This is a genomic window from Bartonella sp. MR90HLJMH, assembly GCF_042194115.1.
Classification (GTDB): domain Bacteria; phylum Pseudomonadota; class Alphaproteobacteria; order Rhizobiales; family Rhizobiaceae; genus Bartonella; species Bartonella grahamii.
Map to the genome: position 1 here is coordinate 57,855 of NZ_JBHIMM010000007.1, position 19,395 is coordinate 77,249.

Sequence of the window (19,395 nt, forward strand, 5' to 3'; positions counted from 1 at the left end):
AAATATTTTGCGTTAAGACTCCAGAATCTTTTTTTGTGTAATTTAGTTTTTAAAGTGTTTGTTAAATAGGCTGGGGAACCATATCACTTTAAGATAATTTATAAAATGGATAAGGTGGATACCATGGTTACGCGTGCAGATAGAGATCCAATTGCTAATTGGTGGTGGACGATTGATCGCTCTATCTTTGCAGCTTGTTTAATTTTAATGGGAATTGGCATTATGCTGTCTTTTGCTGCCAGCCCTATTATTGCAAAAAAAATCGGAATTGCTGATAGTTTTTATTTTGTTCGGTGGCATATCATTTTTAGCATTTCAGCATTTTTTACGATGGTTACCATTTCCTTTTTTTCGCTTTCTAATATTCGTCGTTTATGTGCTCTTTTGCTCATTGTAACGCTTGCTCTTATGGTTGCAACCTTATTTTGGGGTCCAGAATTAAAGGGAGCACGGAGGTGGATTCTACTATTTGGTTTTTCTGTACAGGCTTCAGAGTTTATGAAGCCAGCTTTTGTGGTTATGTCTGCTTGGCTTTTTTCAGAACAGATACGCAGGAGGGGAATTCTGGGTTATACGTTAGCGATTCTACTTTATGCCATTTGTTGTGTGCTTCTGGTTTTGCAGCCTGATATTGGACAAACAGTTTTAATAAGTGCAACATGGGGGGGGCTGTTTTTTATTGCTGGTGTACCTCTTACCATTATTTTTCTCTTTCTCATTTTAGGCGTTGTAGGAATTATTTTAGCTTATCTTTTTCTGCATCATGTACGCGAGCGTATCAATGGTTTTTTGACAGGTGAAGGGGATACGTTTCAAGTGGATGTAGGACGTGAGGCTATTTTGAATGGTGGTTGGTTTGGGCAAGGTCCTGGGGAGGGAACAGTAAAACGTATCATTCCTGATAGCCATACAGATTTTGTATTTTCCGTTGCTGCTGAAGAGTATGGTATTATTCTTTGTTTATTAATTATGATGCTTTTTGGCTTTATCGTTATGCGTTCATTGTATATAGCCATGAATACACGTGATTCCTTTATACGTCTTGGTATTACTGGCATAGCAATGATGATTGGCTTTCAATCAGCTATTAATATGGCCGTTAATCTTCACTTAATTCCTCCAAAAGGCATGACATTGCCTTTTATTTCTTATGGTGGTTCTTCGATGGTGGCGATTGCGTTTTCAATGGGCATTTTGCTCAGTTTAACACGTCGTTGGCCAGAAGCACGCCTTTCAGCTTTTTCTTCCTCTTCTATCTTGGATACCCCTTATGAATGATAAAAAAGTTATTGTTTTGGTGGCTGGTGGTACAGGTGGACATCTTTTTCCTGCTGAAGCCCTTTCTGTTGAATTAAGGCAGCGTGGATATGATGTTCATTTAATAACAGATGAAAGAGCACGACCTTTTGTTCGCTGCTTTGATGAAGAGCATATTCATATCGTTTCATCGGCAACATTTACACGACGCCATCCTTTTGCTCTGATAAAGACGTTTTGGTCTTTGCTAAGGGGGATGGGGCAATCGTTGGCGTTGTTTTATAAATTACGTCCTGTTCTTGTTGGAGGATTTGGAGGGTATCCGAGCTTTCCTCCTCTTTTTATTGCGGCCTTAACGAGGCGTGTAACATTTATTCATGAACAAAATGCTGTTATGGGGCGTGCCAATCGGGTGTTGGCAATTTTTGTGCGTGCAATCGCTGGTGGTTTGTTGTCGCCAAATGGCGCTTATGCTCATAAAATACTTTTGACGGGGAATCCTGTTCGTGAGGCTGTGTTGAAGGCGGCCAAAATTCCTTATCATCCCTCAACTGGTGAAGAGCCATTTCATTTTTTGATTTTTGGAGGTAGCCAAGGGGCTTCTGCTTTTTCACATATTGTTCCAGAAGCTATTGCTTTATTCGATGATAAGAACCGTAAACGTTTACGAATTGTGCAGCAAGTTCGAGGTGAAGCAGAAGGGTTGATCAAAATCTATCGTGATATGGGCGTACAAGCAGAGGTAGCTCCTTTTTTTGATGATATGGCTGAACGTATGGCACATGCCCATTTTATTTTGTCGCGCGCTGGGGCTTCATCTGTTTGTGAGATAGCGGTGATTGGTAGACCTGCTTTGCTTGTTCCCTATCCCCATGCTTTAGATCATGATCAGGCTGCCAATGCAGCTCTGCTTGCTCGTGTAGGTGGTGCGCAAATTGTATCAGAAAAAGATTTAAATGCACAAAAGCTTTTTTCTCTTTTAATGCACGCTTGTTGTGCGCCCCATTTATTAGAAAAACAAGCGCTTTCTGCAAAAAAAGTTGGGCAACCTCATGCAACCCGTTGTCTTGCTGATATGGCTGAATCCTTAATTTCAGGGCGATTGTTGTCAGATATAAAAGAGGAGCTTTTTAATGAAAATGCCACTTGATATAGGCGTTATCCATTTTATCGGAATCGGGGGGATCGGTATGAGTGGAATTGCGGAGGTTTTTTATAATCTTGGCTATAAAGTTCAAGGGTCAGATCAAGTTGAGAGTGCGAATGTTGAACGTTTGCGGAGAAAAGGAATTAACGTTCATATAGGTCATTGTGCTGAAAATTTAGGGAATGCAGAGGTTGTTGTTTTTTCTACTGCCGTTAAAAAAACAAATCCTGAGTATATTGCTGCAAAGGAAAGACATTTACCGCTTGTCAGACGTGCAGAAATGCTAGCGGAGCTGATGCGGTTTCGGCGTGCAATTGCGGTGGGTGGTACACATGGTAAAACAACGACCACATCAATGGTCGCAGCTCTCCTTGATGCTGGTCATTTTGATCCAGTGGTGATTAATGGCGGTATTATTAATGCTTATGGTACGAATTCTCGTACAGGAGATGGCGATTGGATGATTGTTGAAGCTGATGAAAGTGATGGTACATTTTTAAAGCTGCCTGCTGATATTGCTGTTATTACTAATATTGACGCTGAGCATTTAGATCATTATGGAAGTTTTGATGCTGTGCGTGAGGCTTTTCGGCAATTCGTAGAAAATGTTCCTTTTTATGGTTTTGCTGTTTTGTACCTTGATCATCCAGAGGTTCAGTCATTGGCGGGCCGTATTGATGATCGTTGGGTGATCACTTATGGTGCAAATCCACAAGCGGATGTTCGTTTTCTTAATCTTTCGATGGATGGTCAAAAAACGCATTTTGATGTTCTTGTTCGCTCACGCAAAACAGGAAGAAAAATTGAGTTGAAAAATTTGCTTTTGCCCATGGCAGGACAGCATAATGTTGCTAATGCAACGGCGGCGATTGCTATTGCGCATGAACTAGGCATTTCAAATGAAGCTATAAAAAGGGGCTTAGCAGAATTTGGCGGAGTAAAACGGCGTTTTACGCGAACAGGAAGTTGGCGGGGTATTGAAATATTTGATGATTATGGACATCATCCTGTTGAAATAAAGGCTGTTTTGCGTGCAGCACGTGAGAGTGCAAAAGGGCGTGTTATTGCGATTGCACAACCCCATCGGTATTCACGTTTGTATCATTTATTTGATGATTTTTCTGCTTGTTTTAATGATGCAGATACAGTGTTGATTACGCCCGTTTATGCGGCTGGTGAAGAGCCTATTGTAGGATTTGGTTCTCAAGAATTGGTAGAGCATATTAAAATGGCGGGTCATCGTGATGTGCGCTTGATACATAGTCTGGAAGATGTTGTGTCTTTTGTCTCAAAATTTGCTCAGGCAGAGGATTATGTTGTTTTTCTTGGTGCTGGCAATATCACACAATGGGCTTGTGCGTTGCCTCATCAATTAGCGGTATTGGATGGTCATGGTAAATTTTCAGCACATTGATGGTGAGGCGCTATTGGCGCAATTGCAACCGCTGTTGGGTGGCGTGAGAGGCAAACTTACACCTAATGTTGAAATGCGTAAGGTAACGTGGTTTCGCACGGGTGGGTTGGCAGAGCTTTTTTATCAGCCTGTTGATGAACAAGATTTGGCTCTCTTTCTTCAAAATTTGCCTGAATTTGTTCCTGTAACAATTGTCGGTATCGGTTCTAATCTTCTGGTGCGTGATGGGGGCGTTCCTGGTGTTGTGATTCGTCTTTCGCCAAAAAACTTTGGGCAAGTGCAGCAAGTTTCTCCAAAAGGCTTTTTAGTTGGTGCTGGTACGGCGGATAAACATTTAGCTGTTGCCGCTTTAAAGGCAGGAATTGCAGGTTTTCATTTTTATCATGGTATTCCTGGTGCTCTTGGAGGAGCTCTCAAAATGAACGCGGGTGCGAATGGTATTGAAACCGCAGCGCGTGTTGTTGAGGTCTATGCGCTGGATCGTAAAGGGCAACGTCATATCTTGAGTTTGAAAGATATGCATTATTCCTATCGCCATTGTGATATTCCTAAAGATTTTATTTTTACAGCTGCTTTATTGGAAGGAGAACTCGGTAATAAAGATGATATTCGTGCTGCTATGGATGAAGTTTCCCTCCACAGAGAAACAGTACAACCCATTCGTGAAAAGACAGGAGGATCAACGTTCAAAAATCCTGAGAATGGATCTGCGTGGCGCGTGATTGATGAAGCAGGGTGTCGTGGTTTACGGATTGGTGGCGCTCAAATGAGTGAAATGCACTGTAACTTTATGATTAATACAGGGCAAGCAACAGGATATGATCTTGAAGCATTGGGAGAAACAGTGCGTGCGCGTGTTTTTGCAAATTCAGCCCACCTTTTACAGTGGGAAATAGAGCGTATCGGTCAATTTGAGCGTGGTCGAAGTGTTTCTCCTTTTGATCCATTTCATTGATTTATTGTTCACTAAAAAAGTGAAAATAAAAAATTGAGTCATTTCAAAGAGATAATAAAAAATTTCTATTAAGAATCAATAAATTAACAAAGAATCTCTTGCATCAGGCTTTTGAGTCTGATTCATTATGCAAAATGCTAGGTTATTGATTCGCAAGGATAAACCTTGTTTTTTCTGTATGTGGTGCTGATGTATTTTATATAGACTACATATAGTATGCGAAAGAGGGTGATTTATTATGAGAGATAAACATATAGCTGTGTTAATGGGAGGTTTTTCTTCTGAACGGTCTGTAAGTTTATCTTCAGGGGCGGCTTGTGCTGATGTTCTAGAGCTGCAGGGGTATCGCGTGAGCCGCGTGGATGTTGACGCTCATATTGCTTCTGTTCTTGAACAGTTGCAGCCCGATATTGCCTTCAATGCATTGCATGGTCCATTTGGTGAAGATGGCCGGATCCAGGGGATTCTTGAATATTTAAAAATTCCTTATACCCATTCTGGTGTGATGGCATCTGCTTTGGCAATGGATAAGGGACGTGCAAAAATTATCGTTGCAAATGTTGGGGTTTGTGTTGCTCCTTCTCGGATCATGAGTCGTTTTGCTTTGGGACAAACGCATCCCATGGAGCCTCCTTATGTAATTAAACCTGTGTGTGAAGGATCAAGTTTTGGTGTTGTCATTGTCCATGGAAATGAAGCAGCACCGCCGCATAATATTGGGGGAGCTGAGTGGGGGTATGCCGATGAGGTGATGATTGAAAAATATATTCCTGGTCGTGAATTGACTTGTGCTGTTTTGGGGAATGAAGTGCTGGATGTGTGTGAAATTCTTCCCAATAAACACTTTCCATTCTACGATTATGACTCGAAATATAAAACGGGTGGTTCTCTTCACATTTGTCCTGCACAACTTTCACTAAATATTTACCAAAGTGTGCAAAGAATGTCTTTAGCAGCCCATCAGGCGATAGGGTGTCGAGGTGTTAGCCGTTCTGATTTTCGTTTTGATGAGAAAACGGGAGAATTGGTTTGGCTTGAAATTAATACGCAACCCGGTATGACATCGACGTCTCTTCTTCCTGATATTGCAAAAGCGAGCGGCCGTACTTACGGCGATATTGTTCAATGGATGGTGGAGGACGCATCATGTATGCGTTGAATGTTAATAAAACAAATGTTCCGATGGAGGTGCTTTCAGTGCCGGCTTTGCCACGTCTTTATCGTCGTTTCCTCCGGTTTATGTTTGAGTTTGTTTTTGTCAATATTCATATTCCACGCCATTTCGGTTCTTTTGCGGTGGTATGGTTTTTCTTTGTTACGGCTTTTTATGGACTTTCATCAAGTGGTCAGATGGCTGTGATCGTAAACACGATCATATTAGATAGTAGTTTTGTGGTCACTCATGTCGATATAAGCGGCAATAAGCGCTTGACAAAGCAGGATATTTTTAAAATTTTAAAACTTGATGTTGCGCCTTCTATATTCACTTTTGATGTTGAAAGAGCACGTTCTCTTTTGGAAAAACAGGCTTGGGTGCAATCGGCTAATGTTCAGAAAATTTATCCTAATAGAATGCGCATTTCCATCGTGGAGCGTGAACCCTATGCTATTTGGCAACATGATAGCATAGTGGATATTGTTGATAATACAGGTCGTGTCATTGTGCCCTTTAAAGGGGAAATTGTTCGGGATTTACCTCTTGTGGTTGGGCAGGGTGCGCAAAATGCTGCTAAAGTGTTTATTCAAGCGCTGTCGGTCTATCCGGAAGTATATGATCGTGTTCGTGCTTTCGTGCGGGTAGGTGATCGACGTTGGGATCTTGTTTTGGATAATGGAATGCGCGTTATGTTGCCTGAAAATGGTGCCCTTGAAAAGCTTTCTTCTCTTGTTTCGTCCGGTATAATGCAAGATCTTTTATCTCGCGATATTCGCAGTGTTGATTTACGTCTTGCTGATAGAATTACTGTTTCTTTATCAGATGAAACGTTGGAGCGTTATCATGCTACTGTGGAAGAAGAAGAACGTATTTTAAAGACACGAAAGGCAGGAAACCCATGATGTTGCTTAGATCACATCATCTGGGAGGGCGTAAAACACGTTTTTTAACGGTTCTTGATGTCGGTTCAAGTAAGATTGTTTGTCTTATTGCTTGTTTGCGTCCTTTAAAGCATGCGCACTATTTACATGGTCGTACACATTCTACGGAAATTCTAGGCTTTGGAGTGCAGCGTTCACGCGGTATTAAATCCGGTGTTGTCATGGATATGTTTGCAGCAGAACAATCAATAAGATTGGCTGTTGATGCGGCAGAAAAAATGGCTGGTTTGGTGGTGGATTCAGTGATTGTGAATTTTTCCTCAAGTCGATTACAAAGTGCTTTGATTAATGGAAAAGTTCATTTGAATGGTCGTGAAGTCACCAAGCGTGATATGCGTATGGCCTTTTCAGATGTTTCGCGTAAAGCTTTTGATGCTGAACGTCATGTTATGCACTCAGTTCCAGTTTCTTATGTATTGGATGGAGATAAAGGAATTTCTGATCCTGTCGGAATGGCAGGGGAAACATTTGGTGTTGACGTGCATGTGGTAACAGCTGAAACAGCTTCTTTGCGTAATTTAGAAACTTGTGTTAATCGTGCACATTTGAGTGTTGAAGCAATGGTTGCTACTCCCTTTGCAAGTGGTCTTTCTGTCTTGATGAATGATGAGGCGCATTTAGGGGCTGCATGTATTGATTTTGGTGGTGGAACAACAACATTTTCAGTGTTTTTTGAGGGAAAATTTATTCATGCGGATGCTCTTGCTGTTGGGGGTCATCATGTCACTCTTGATGTTGCGCGCGGATTTTCTATGTCTCTAACAGAGGCGGAACGTTTAAAAGTTGTTTATGGTTCAGCACTTTTAACAAGTACCGATGAGCGGCAAATGATTAATGTAGCAGAAATTGGGAGTGAACAGCGTGAAACTCAATATCCTCGCGCGGTTCTTGGGCGTATCATTCGTGCGCGTGTTGAAGAAATTTTAGAAATGGTCCGTGATTGTTTAAATCGTTCTGGTTTTGGTCACATCATTGGTAAACGTGTTATTTTGACTGGGGGAGCAAGCCAGTTAACAGGATTGCCAGAAATGGCACGTACTATATTAGGAAGAAATGTTCGTATCGGGCGGCCTTTAGGTATTTCGAGGCTTCCTTCTCTTGCAAAAGGGGCGGCGTTTACATCTGCTGTTGGGTTGTTAATTTATCCGCAATTGGTGGGTTTTGAAGAAAAAACAATGCAGGCGGCAGGAAATCATTTGTCGATGGGCACGCGTGGGTATTTTCAGCGTGTTGGTCAGTGGTTGCGTGAGAGTTTTTAGTTAAGTCTAGTTGGATAAATTTCATCGCTTTGGCTTGCGGTGTCTTATGAGAAGGAAAAGAAAATGACGATTAATCTGCATCGGCCAGATATCGCGGAATTGAAGCCACGCATTACCGTTTTTGGTGTTGGAGGTGGTGGCGGGAATGCCGTGAATAATATGATAAATGCTGGTCTTCAGGGAGTTGACTTTGTTGTTGCAAATACGGATGCACAGGCTTTGGCTATGTCAAAGGCTGAACGTGTTATCCAACTTGGGGCAGCTGTGACAGAAGGTTTGGGTGCTGGTGCTTTACCGGAAGTTGGACAAGCGGCGGCAGAGGAATGTATTGATGAAATTATCGATCATCTTGCAGACTCTCATATGGTTTTCATTACTGCTGGTATGGGGGGAGGAACTGGAACAGGGGCTGCTCCCGTTGTTGCTCGCGCAGCGCGTGAAAAAGGTATTTTGACTGTTGGTGTTGTGACAAAGCCGTTTCAGTTTGAAGGCGCACGTCGTATGAAAACGGCAGAGGCTGGTATTGAAGAATTACAAAAGTCTGTCGATACATTGATTGTTATTCCCAATCAAAATCTTTTCCGTATTGCAAATGATAAGACAACGTTTGCTGATGCTTTTGCTATGGCTGACCAAGTGCTTTATTCTGGTGTTGCTTCCATTACGGATTTGATGATTAAAGAGGGTTTGATTAATCTTGATTTTGCTGATGTTCGCTCTGTTATGCACGAAATGGGTCGAGCTATGATGGGAACGGGTGAGGCATCTGGTGATGGGCGTGCTTTGGCTGCGGCTGAAGCTGCTATTGCAAACCCATTGTTGGATGATACCTCTATGCGTGGGGCGCGTGGTTTATTGATTTCTATTACGGGTGGTCGTGATATGACTCTTTTTGAGGTTGATGAAGCTGCTAATCGTATTCGTGAAGAAGTGGATGCTGATGCGAATGTGATCTTTGGCGCTATTGATGATGAGTCATTGGAAGGCGTTATTCGTGTTTCTGTGGTTGCCACCGGTATTGATCGTGAAGTTAGTGATGTGGTTCAGTCCTCTCATCCTCAGCTTCAAAGGCCTGTTTCTTCAATGCGCAAGAGCGATCCTGGAACGCCACACAGTTCTTTTCATGTTCAGTCATCGCCATTGCGTTCTGAGTCAATGGTAGAAGTGATCGAATCACTTGAAATAGAGAAGGGTAAATCAACCGGAGAACAGTTCCGTCCCAAAAGTCAAATTTTTGCACATCCTACAGAAGCAATGACGACACGAAGTGCGACGAATGCTGTTACGTATGGTTCAAATGCTGTTCAGGAACAGAGATCAAATGTGCCCCGTATGCAAGTAAGTCGTGGTTCTCAACAGGCTATGACTGCTCCCGTGAGTATGGAGGCAACAGCGCATGTTCTTGATGAGATGACAGGGGTTGTGAAGCAAAAAGAAAAGCCAGTGCAACCAAAACAAATGCAACAAATGCAAGCGCGCGCTCCAATGCGTATGCCTGAGTTAAAGGATTTTCCTCCTGTTGCTCATGGACAAAGTCAAAGGACATCTGTGACTGATCAAGGTCCTCGTAATCTTTGGCAGCGTTTGAAACAGAGCTTGACGCATCGTGAAGAAGCAGAGCCAGAAGCGAGGCTGGAGCCTGCTGTTAGATCGTCTCAGCAGCAAGAGTCTCATGTTTACAATAAAAATTCTCAGGCGCTTTCTCAAGATGCTTCTGTTTATGTTCCACGTCGTTCTGGTGAGCTGCACCCTCAGGTACCACAAGATCAGCGTACTTTTATAAGTGAAGAAGATCAGTTGGAAATACCAGCATTTTTACGTCGTCAAGCAAATTAATTGATGAAAAATGAGGCAAAGTAAGCAATTTTATTACCTCTTTTATGATCAGTCAAAAATTATACAGTAAAATATATTGCTGTTTTTTGGATAAAATACTTTTTTTAAAAAAACCGCTTATACTAAGCGGTTTTTTTATTATTTACTATGAATATTTTTTATGATTTTATAAATTTTGTTAAAAGATGTAAAAGCAATTCAATAAAATAATATGATGAACTTGGTGCCAAAATATCAGTCTACTCTTAAAAAAGCAGTAACATTTAAGGGGATTGGCGTTCACAGTGGCTGTTTGTCAGTGGTGAAGGTTTGTCCAGCGGATGTTGGGTGTGGTATTATTTTTAAGCGTTGTGGATTAGACGGAACAGAGAAAATATTTCAAGCCCATGCATCGCAAACAGGAGCAACTGAATTATCAACGGTACTTGGAGATGGAGATGTAAGGGTTGAAACAATTGAACATTTGATGGCAGCAATTGTTGCTTATAATTTGGATAATCTTGTTATTGAAATGTCACATAATGAGATTCCTATTTTGGATGGTTCAGCGTGGCTATATTGCCAAGCTTTTGAAGATGTTGGCATTGTACAGCAAAATGCGTTACGTTCTTATTTCATTATAAAAAAGCCGTTGCGGGTTGAAGAGGCTCATGGTGTTGCAGAGCTTTTGCCATTCGATGGACGTCGTTTTGATATAACGATCTCTTTTCCTTCTTCTGCTATTGGTAAGCAACATTTCAGTTTTGATCTTACCACACGAGGGTTTAGAGATGATTTGTCACGTGCGCGCACTTTTGGTTTTCTCAAAGACGTGGAAAAATTAAGGCTTTCTGGAAAGGCGAGAGGCGCTTCTTTGGAAAATTCTCTTGTTATCGACCTTAATGATAAAATTTTAAATCCCGATGGTCCTTATTGGGAGAATGAATGTGTTCGGCACAAGATGCTTGATGCGATTGGTGATACTGCTTTGCTTGGGGCGCCTTTTATTGGATTATTTCGTTCTTATTGTAGTGGACATAGAATTAATGCGCAATTGGTGAAGGCTGTTTTGGCAGACGAATCACATTACGAAAAAAGCTTTTTAGAGAAAGAGTAAAAAAATTGACAAGATTTTTTTATCGTTTATTTGATTTTTAAGGGGATGATTGACCTAAACTGCTAAATTGGTTATGTGGATTTTAAAGTGATATGGTATAAGACCTTTGATAACTTGTTTTTGCTACAAGGTGATATTCTGTGGAGGCCGGAAAAACTATGAAAAAATCTCATGTGTGCATTGGAAATATGACATATAGAAAATTTAACATTGTACGCAAGATATTGGGGGTGGTGCTTTTGGGAAGCACCTGTATGTTGGCGGGATGCCTCTTTAAAGAGAAAAATACCCTTGATCCATCTGCTTATGTTTTGAAAATAGAGCCACCAGATGTTTTATATAATCAGGCGCTTGCTAGCCTTGAGAGTGGGAAGCTTGGGGATGCATCGAAGAAGTTTTTGAAGATTGAAAAGCAGTATGCTTATACAGACTGGGGGCGTAAATCTTTGGTCATGGGTGCTTTTACTAATTACCGACTCGGAAAGTATGATGATTCAATTAGTATGGCTCAACGCTATATTACTCTTTATCCAGGGTCGACTGACTCGGCTTATGCGTACTATATTATTGGTCTTTCTTCTTTCCGTCGGATTCCTGATGTTACGCGTGATCAACGTGATACGAAACGTGCTATTGCTGCTATGCAGCTCCTTATAGAGCGTTATCCTAATTCTGAATATGTCAAGGATGCTAAGGATAAAATACGTTTTGGGCGCGAACAGCTGGCTGGCAAAGAAATGCAGATTGGTCGTTATTATGAAGAGGGGCGGCGCTATCTTGCGGCAAGTAGACGGTTTCGTACCGTGGTTGAAGAGTATTCCGATACAAATCAAATTGAAGAAGCGCTTTTCCGCTTGACGGAAGTTAATCTTGCTCTTGGCTTAACGGCGGAAGCGCAGACGGCAGCAGCTATTTTAGGACGTAACTATCCCAAAAGTGAGTGGTATAAATTTTCTTATAATCTCTTGCAGAAGAATAAAATATCGCCACGCGAGCATAAATCTTCTTGGATCTCAAATGCTTTAGGTGGTGATAAGAAGAGGGTACGTTGATTCTCTATGCTGGTACAGCTTTCGATTCATAATATTGTTTTGATCGAAACGCTCGATATTCATTTTACGGCGGGGTTGACGGTTTTAACTGGAGAAACAGGTGCGGGGAAGTCTATTCTCCTTGATGCTTTATCACTTGCTCTAGGGGGGCGGGGTGATGCTTCGCTTGTGCGTCATGGTGCTGAGCGCGGGCAGGTCACAGCTGTTTTTGATGTGTCTGTTTCACATCCTGCACGTCAACTTATTCGTGAGAATGGTCTTGATGATGAGGGTGATATTATTTTACGACGTGTGCAATCAAGTGATGGACGCAGCCGTGTTTTTATCAATGATCAGGTGTCTAGTGTTGCATTGATGCGGAGTGTTGGCCGTTTGCTGGTTGAAATCCATGGACAACATGATGATCGTGCGCTTGTTGATGTTGCTACACATCGCCAATTATTAGATGCCTTTGGTGGTCTTGAGGATGAAGTGGAAAATTTGCGTCAGTGTTATTACACATGGCGTGAATTTGAGGAGCGTTTGCAACGGCAGCGTCTTAAAGTAGAGAGTGCTGTACGTGAGGTTGATTATCTTCGTGCGTGTGTAGAAGAGCTTGAAAAGCTTGATTTTAAAGTTGGTGAAGAGGATACTCTTTCTCTTCGTCGTGCCGATATGCTTAAATTAGAAAAAATAGCGACGGATATTAAAGAAGCGGATGATCTTTTAACGGGTCAAAAATCACCAATCCCAGTGCTTTCCAATTTGGTGAGGCGTTTGGAGCGGAAAATTCCTGAAGCACAAGAGCTTATTGCACCAGTGGTGAAATCTATTGATGAGGCATTGCATGCACTTGCAACAGCGCAAGAAGGTATTGAGACGGCAATACGAGCATTAGATTTTGAACCTGATGAATTGGAACGGATAGAAGAGCGTCTTTTTTCTCTTCGGGGTTTTGCTCGTAAATATCAAGTTTCTGCGGATGAATTGGTTCAGTTACACGATAAGATGGATGCTGAATTAGCTGATTTTGAAGAGGCTCAGACTATATTGACACGTTTTGAAGATGAAGCAAAACAAGCACAAAAAAATTACGATACGTTAGCACAAGCGTTGTCAATAAAACGTCAAGAGATTGCAAAGCACTTGTCTGAAAGCGTGATGACTGAGTTACCGGCATTGAAATTAGAGAGGGCTGAATTTATTGTTGAAATGCAAAGTGATATCGAAAAGCGGAGTGCAGAGGGATGTGATCGTATTGAATATTGGGTGCGAACAAATCCTGGAACACGTGCTGGACCAATGCTTAGTGTGGCTTCTGGCGGTGAATTGTCTCGTTTTTTGTTGGCATTAAAAGTTGTTTTATCTGATCGAGGATCAGCACCGACGCTGATCTTTGATGAAATTGATACAGGCGTTGGGGGTGCTGTTGCAGCTGCTATTGGGCAACGGTTGCAACGCTTATCAGAACATGTTCAGGTTTTCGCTATTACGCATGCTCCACAGGTTGCATCGAAAGCGCATGGTCATTTTCTTATTTCAAAAATTGAGAGTCATGATAAAGGACGCTTTGTTACTGCTATTCATAAAATGGAAGAGCATGAGCGTGCAGAAGAAATTGCTCGTATGTTGGCAGGAGAACAGATTACTGAAGAAGCGCGTGCAGCGGCTCAAAAGCTTCTAGCATGAAGGTAATTAGTCAGCGATAAAAATACTGGAAAGCTTGTATTTATTGAGATTCACTTTATGAGGAGGCGCGGAGATCATCCTTGTGGCAGTGCTCGTAATTTGGAATAGATTTTATGAACAAAGATGCAGATAAAAATCTCACAGCTGTTGAAGCAGAAAGTGAATTAGAGTGGTTGGCAAAAGAGATTGCACGTCATGATGTGCTTTATAATCGTGATGATCAGCCTGAAATTTCCGATGCAGAATATGATGCTTTGCGCCGCCGTAATGCAGAAATTGAAGCTCTTTTTCCAGAGCTTATTCGTGTTGATTCTCCTTCACATAAAATTGGGGCACCAATTTCTGAAAAGTTTGAAAAATCTGTTCATGCACAGCCAATGCTTTCACTGGATAATGCGTTTAGCTCTGAAGATGTTACTGAATTTGTTGAGCGTATTCGTCGTTTTTTACGGCTTCCAGAAACACAGGTGTTGGAAATAACAGCGGAGCCAAAAATTGATGGTTTATCTTTGTCTTTACGCTATGAAAAGGGGCGGCTTGTGGGGGCGGCAACGCGTGGGGATGGAACTGTCGGTGAAAATGTGACGGCAAATGCCCGAACCATTGCTGATATTCCACAAGTTTTGCAAGGTGATTTTCCTGATATAATTGAGGTGCGTGGTGAAGTTTATATGGGGCGGGAGGATTTCCAAGCACTTAATATCAGCCAACAAGAGAAGGGCAAGTTAACCTTTGCCAATCCTCGAAATGCGGCAGCTGGTTCACTCCGTCAGCTTGATTCACGGATAACCGCTAGCAGAAAGCTTCAATTTTTTGCTTATGCTTGTGGTGAGGTGAGTGAAATATTGGCAGAAAGTCAAATGGAGATGATGAAAAAGCTAAAAGAATATGGCTTTGTTATCAATCCATTAACAAAAGCCTTTAAGACGTTAGAAGAAATTATTTCTTATTATCACGATATCGAAGAATGCCGTCATTCTTTAAGCTATGATATTGATGGGATTGTTTATAAGGTTAATGATTTGATGCTTCAAAAGCGCTTGGGGTTTGTTTCTCGTTCGCCGCGTTGGGCAATCGCGCATAAATTTCCAGCAGAAAAAGCGATAGCGCTTTTGAAAGATATTGACATTCAAGTTGGTCGCACGGGAGCTTTGACACCTGTTGCACGTCTTACACCTATTACTGTTGGTGGAGTCGTGGTGACCAATGCTAGTTTGCATAATGAGGATTATATTAAGGGAATTGGTCATAAAGGAGAGCCTATTCGTGAAGGACGTGACATCCGTGTAGGCGATAGCGTGATTGTACAACGTGCTGGTGATGTGATCCCTCAAGTTATTGATGTTATTATTGAAAAACGCCCGAAAGATGCTTCTGTCTTTATTTTTCCTCATTTGTGTCCAGCTTGTGGGAGTCATGCTGTTCGTGAAGTGGGAGAAGCCGTGCGTCGCTGTACAGGGGGGCTTATTTGTCCTGCACAGGCGATTGAGCGTATTCGTCATTTTGTTGCGCGTAATGCTTTTGATATTGAGGGCTTAGGTAAAAAACAGGTAGAGTTTTTTTTCTATGCTCAAGATGAAGCGCTTTGTATTCATACACCAGCCGATATTTTTACTTTAGAACGTCGCCAAGAAAAATCTTTGATACGTTTAGAAAATATAGAAGGTTTTGGTACTGTTTCAGTTCGCAAATTGTATGATGCCATTAATGCACGTCGCGAAATTCCTTTAAGCCGTTTTTTGTTTGCATTGGGGATTCGTCATGTTGGAGAGGTGAATGCACGCCGCCTTGCACGTACTTATAAAAATTATACAGCTTTTGAAACTGCGGCTATGGGAGCACTTATGCCATGTGATAAGGCAAATGAAAAAGGCAATGAAGCTTGGATGGAGCTTACCAATATCGAAGGAATTGGACCACAGGTAGGGAGCGCAATTGTTGATTTTTATCAAGAAGCGCATAATCGTGAGGTTTTGTCTGTTTTACTTGAAGAAGTAACTCCTCTTGATGAAGAGCCTATCACGACAGCTTCTTCCCCAATAGCGGAGAAGACAATTGTTTTTACAGGAACTTTGGCGCATATGTCACGCGATGAAGCAAAAGCATTGGCAGAGCGATTAGGGGCCAAAACATCTGGTTCACTTTCTAAAAAAACAGATCTTCTTGTTGCAGGACCTGGAGCGGGCTCCAAATTGGCTAAAGCTGAAGAATTAGGTGTTGAGGTTATCGATGAAGAGACTTGGCTACAGTTGATTGAGGAACATGATGTTTAGAGGGCGTTTTCTAGAAGATGCGTATGCTGTTTGTATGGTTATCTCTCTTACATTTTGGGGGGCTGGAATCAAAAAGGGGATAATAGGGGTTGTTTTTTTTGCAAAAATAGAGCGCCATATATTTTGATATTTATTAAGTGATTAAAAAACGTTGAATTTAAATATTAAACTTAAACTCTTATGATTAAGAATATACAAGGTTATTATTAGTAAAAGATATACGGTATCACTGTGAATCAAGGTAAAAATTGTAACTAAATATGCAGAATTTTTGAATTTAAACAGTGTAATGAGCTGGTTATAATAGGCGTTTTAGAAATGAGACGCGGAGGATTACAAAATATAATGAAAATTTCTATACAGCAGAATAAGGCTATAACTCATGTGAAGATGGTAGAGGATAGTTGATAAGCATTATCTGTTATAAGTATATCCCGTTCTGTTTCAGTTTGGGAAGAGCTTTTATCCTATCGGTAAAAAAACTTGAAGTATTTTATAGAAGCATTTTTTGTGATTGCTGATGGTAAATATGCATTTCCCTCTTTAAAAGAGAAGGGTGTGGTGTTTTTATAAGAAGCGTTAGAAGATATTTGTGTTGCCTCATTTAAAGGGGTAGTGTTGCCTCTTTTGCCCATTTTTTATCTTCTTCATTTAAGTAAGGTGCATTCATCTGATAAACGCGCGCATGGTAATCATTGAGCCATTGCCGTTCTTCTTGTGTCAAAAGCTCTGGGAGAATGAGTTTTCGATCAATAGGGCAAAGTGTAAGCGTCTCAAACGAAAGCATTTCTATATCCCCGCCATCAATTTTTTGTGCTGGCTTTACAATTATCAAATTTTCAAGACGGATACCAAAAGCACCTTCGCGATAATATCCTGGTTCGTTTGAAAGAATCATACCGGAGATGAGTTCTTGGCATCCTTTGCGGGAAATATTTTGTGGTCCTTCATGAACAGAAAGATAAGACCCGACACCATGACCGGTGCCATGAGCATAATCAAAACCAGCCTTCCACAATGCAATGCGCGCTAGAATATCAATGTCTTGTCCGCGGGTTCCTTTTGGAAAGTAAGCAGTTGAAAGAGCAATCATACCTTTGAGGACAAGCGTGAAACAGCGTTTTTCTTCTTCTCCAATATTCCCAATTGCTACTGTACGTGTGATATCTGTCGTTCCATCACGATATTGTCCGCCTGAATCAACAAGATAAAGTTCACCCGCATTGAGTTGTTTATTTGTTTGTGTTGTTACACGATAATGAATAATGGCGCCATTTTCTCCTGCTGCTGAAATTGTATCAAAAGAAAGATCTTTAAGTTCTTCTCCCATTTCTTTTGCTGTATTTATGCGAAATTCTTCTAATTTTTGCGCAGCAGAAATTTCACTTATTGACCCTGGTATTTGTTTATCTAACCAGGAAAAAAAACGGGTTAGGGCAACACCATCGCGTAGATGCGCTTTGCGTGCGCCATTGAGTTCTGTGTCATTTTTAATGGCACGTGGTAGAGCGGCAGGATCGGTAAGTGTGATGAAAGAGCTATTTTTTTCTTCAATAACAGTTCGTAATTTTTCGCATGTTAGCTGTGGATCTAAGGCAAACACTGTCCCTTTTTGAACATACTCTTTGATCTTTGGAATAAGCTGTTCTGGTTCATATAATTTTGCATAACGTTCCAGATATTGTTTCTGTTCTACACCAAGTTTTTTGCTGTTAATGAATAAGGCTGGTGTTTCTTGGATGGGAATGAAAGCAAAACAAAGGGAAAAAGGTGTGTTGGAAACATCGTTGCCACGTATATTGAATGTCCATGCAATGGAGGAAGGGTCTGTAAAAATAAAAGCATTTGCATGAGTTTTCTGTATATCTTTGTAAATCAAAGCGAGTTTTTCATCCGTATTGCACCCAGCATATTTGAGAGGGTGAATTGATAGGGCAGCTTGTGGCAATGATGGCTGATCATGCCAAAGCAGATCAATGGGATTGGAGTGAATTGCTACAAGTTTTCCACCTGCTTTCATTTCTGATGCGTTTCTCAATGCATCGGTGGCAGTGATGGTGTGGAGCCATGGATCAAAGCCAATAGAAAGTTTTTGAGCATTTTTTTCAAGCCATTGTGAGGGAGGGCAAGTTATGAGATCTTCATAATCAAAAATATTAGGATCAGTTTGTTGGCGAACTTGGAGCTTATATCGTCCGTCTGTAAATATGATGGCTTTGTTTTTTAAAATCAGTGCAATCCCAGCTGATCCAGTAAAGCCGGTTAGCCAGCTAAGGCGTTGAGCATGGGGAGGGACATACTCTCCTTGATGTTCATCGCACCGCGGAACAAGAAAACCATCGAGACCAAGGCGGTCAAACTCTTTACGCAGAGAGGCAATGCGTTCTAGAGCATGGGCTGGATTTGTTGTCGCCTCAAAAGATTGATACATAATGACGTCCTTTTCTTTTACTTTATTTCAGATGTATCGTAACCCATCCTTGACGGTGGTATGTTTCAATGTGTTTCAGCCCTTGTTTTACATAAGCCTTTAAAACATCTGCATGTTGTTCTTCAAGAACTCCAGAGAGTATCAGTGATCCACCTTTTTGGAGTGCCTTTACCATTTCTTGTGCAAGTGCGATAAGAGGATTGGCAAGGATATTGGCAACAATAAGATCAAAGGGAGCACGTGAAGCAATTTCATCATGGGCAAAATCTGTTGCTGTGACAGCTGTGATATATTTTTTTACGCCATTGAGCTGGATATTGTGTTGTGTAACTTGAATAGCGATTGGATCAATATCAGATGCAAGTATAGCAATAGGTTTGAGCATTGCGATGCCGATGGCGAGTACCCCACTGCCGGTACCAAGATCAAGTGCATTTTGGGGATTTTCATGTTCCATCACTTTGGCAATCATTTCTAAACAACCAGCTGTTGTTCCATGATGTCCGGTGCCAAAAGCTTGATTTGCTTCAATTTCAATAGGAAGAACATTGGCTGGAATGGCGTTTCGGTTGTGACTTCCATGAAGAAAAAAAGGACCGGCTTGCACAGGTTTTAGTCCTTCTAGGCTTTTTTGTACCCAATCAATGTTGGGTAAAATTTCACTGTTAATTTTATTAGGATCTATAGAAAGGATTTGGGCAAAACGTTTCGAAATATGCTCGTAGTTTTCTTGGTCTACATAGAGTGAAAGTTCATATACAGCATTTTGTTCATTTATCTCTGTAAGAGCAAGAGGATAACCTTCTTCGTCAAAGGCTGTGTCTATAAGGGTATAGAACCGTTCTGCTTCATTTTTAGAAGCAGTATAATAGAGGCGAATTTGTTGCGACATGCTGTTCTTTCTTTTGAT

Annotated in this window: 14 protein-coding genes; 12 read left to right on the plus strand and 2 right to left on the minus strand. The window is 41.3% G+C overall.

What is annotated here, in order from left to right; genetic code table 11:
* The first annotated feature begins 123 nt into the window (after window positions 1-123).
* The 12 genes from ACFIJ9_RS06115 (at window position 124) to ligA (ending at window position 16,054) form a co-directional block, all read left to right on the plus strand.
* Window positions 124-1,278, plus strand: coding sequence for an FtsW/RodA/SpoVE family cell cycle protein (locus ACFIJ9_RS06115; protein ID WP_375636160.1), 1,155 nt, complete (start codon window positions 124-126; stop codon window positions 1,276-1,278).
* Window positions 1,271-2,407, plus strand: coding sequence for a UDP-N-acetylglucosamine--N-acetylmuramyl-(pentapeptide) pyrophosphoryl-undecaprenol N-acetylglucosamine transferase (locus tag ACFIJ9_RS06120; protein WP_375636161.1), 1,137 nt, complete (start codon window positions 1,271-1,273; stop codon window positions 2,405-2,407). The genes ACFIJ9_RS06115 and ACFIJ9_RS06120 overlap by 8 nt, the downstream gene beginning before the upstream one ends.
* Window positions 2,391-3,818 (plus strand): UDP-N-acetylmuramate--L-alanine ligase, encoded by a 1,428-nt coding sequence (gene murC / locus ACFIJ9_RS06125; protein ID WP_375636162.1) that lies wholly within the window; start codon window positions 2,391-2,393, stop codon window positions 3,816-3,818. Before ACFIJ9_RS06120 ends, murC begins: the two co-directional genes overlap by 17 nt.
* Window positions 3,796-4,773 (plus strand): UDP-N-acetylmuramate dehydrogenase, encoded by a 978-nt coding sequence (gene murB / locus ACFIJ9_RS06130; protein WP_375636163.1) that lies wholly within the window; start codon window positions 3,796-3,798, stop codon window positions 4,771-4,773. Before murC ends, murB begins: the two co-directional genes overlap by 23 nt.
* Window positions 4,774-5,011: 238 nt before the next feature.
* Complete coding sequence (locus ACFIJ9_RS06135; protein WP_375636164.1) at window positions 5,012-5,932, plus strand: D-alanine--D-alanine ligase; 921 nt, start codon at window positions 5,012-5,014, stop codon at window positions 5,930-5,932.
* On the plus strand, window positions 5,920-6,831 hold the full coding sequence (locus ACFIJ9_RS06140) for a cell division protein FtsQ/DivIB (RefSeq protein WP_375636165.1): 912 nt from the start codon (window positions 5,920-5,922) through the stop codon (window positions 6,829-6,831). Before ACFIJ9_RS06135 ends, ACFIJ9_RS06140 begins: the two co-directional genes overlap by 13 nt.
* Window positions 6,828-8,129, plus strand: coding sequence for a cell division protein FtsA (gene ftsA, locus ACFIJ9_RS06145; RefSeq protein ID WP_375636166.1), 1,302 nt, complete (start codon window positions 6,828-6,830; stop codon window positions 8,127-8,129). Before ACFIJ9_RS06140 ends, ftsA begins: the two co-directional genes overlap by 4 nt.
* Before the next feature lie 63 nt (window positions 8,130-8,192).
* Window positions 8,193-9,965 (plus strand): cell division protein FtsZ, encoded by a 1,773-nt coding sequence (gene ftsZ, locus ACFIJ9_RS06150; RefSeq protein ID WP_375636167.1) that lies wholly within the window; start codon window positions 8,193-8,195, stop codon window positions 9,963-9,965.
* Between the two features lie 211 nt (window positions 9,966-10,176).
* Complete coding sequence (lpxC, locus tag ACFIJ9_RS06155) at window positions 10,177-11,061, plus strand: UDP-3-O-acyl-N-acetylglucosamine deacetylase (protein WP_375636168.1); 885 nt, start codon at window positions 10,177-10,179, stop codon at window positions 11,059-11,061.
* Window positions 11,062-11,219: 158 nt separating this feature from the next.
* Window positions 11,220-12,113, plus strand: coding sequence for an outer membrane protein assembly factor BamD (locus ACFIJ9_RS06160; RefSeq protein ID WP_015856633.1), 894 nt, complete (start codon window positions 11,220-11,222; stop codon window positions 12,111-12,113).
* 6 nt (window positions 12,114-12,119) lie between these two features.
* A complete protein-coding gene (gene recN / locus ACFIJ9_RS06165) occupies window positions 12,120-13,781 on the plus strand; it encodes a DNA repair protein RecN (protein ID WP_375636169.1) in 1,662 nt (553 codons plus the stop codon).
* Window positions 13,782-13,894: 113 nt separating this feature from the next.
* The gene (gene ligA, locus ACFIJ9_RS06170; RefSeq protein ID WP_375636170.1) at window positions 13,895-16,054 is read left to right on the plus strand and encodes an NAD-dependent DNA ligase LigA; all 2,160 of its coding nucleotides are present in this window, start codon (window positions 13,895-13,897) and stop codon (window positions 16,052-16,054) included.
* A 604-nt stretch (window positions 16,055-16,658) separates the two neighbouring features.
* Here the strand turns inward: ligA and ACFIJ9_RS06175 are convergent.
* Window positions 16,659-18,485, minus strand: a complete 1,827-nt coding sequence (locus ACFIJ9_RS06175) for an aminopeptidase P family protein (protein ID WP_375636171.1) — start codon at window positions 18,483-18,485, stop codon at window positions 16,659-16,661.
* Between the two features lie 22 nt (window positions 18,486-18,507).
* Window positions 18,508-19,377 carry a 50S ribosomal protein L11 methyltransferase gene (locus tag ACFIJ9_RS06180; protein ID WP_375636172.1) on the minus strand — a complete coding sequence of 290 codons (870 nt, stop codon included), beginning with the start codon at window positions 19,375-19,377 and terminating at the stop codon, window positions 18,508-18,510.
* Window positions 19,378-19,395: the final 18 nt, after the last annotated feature.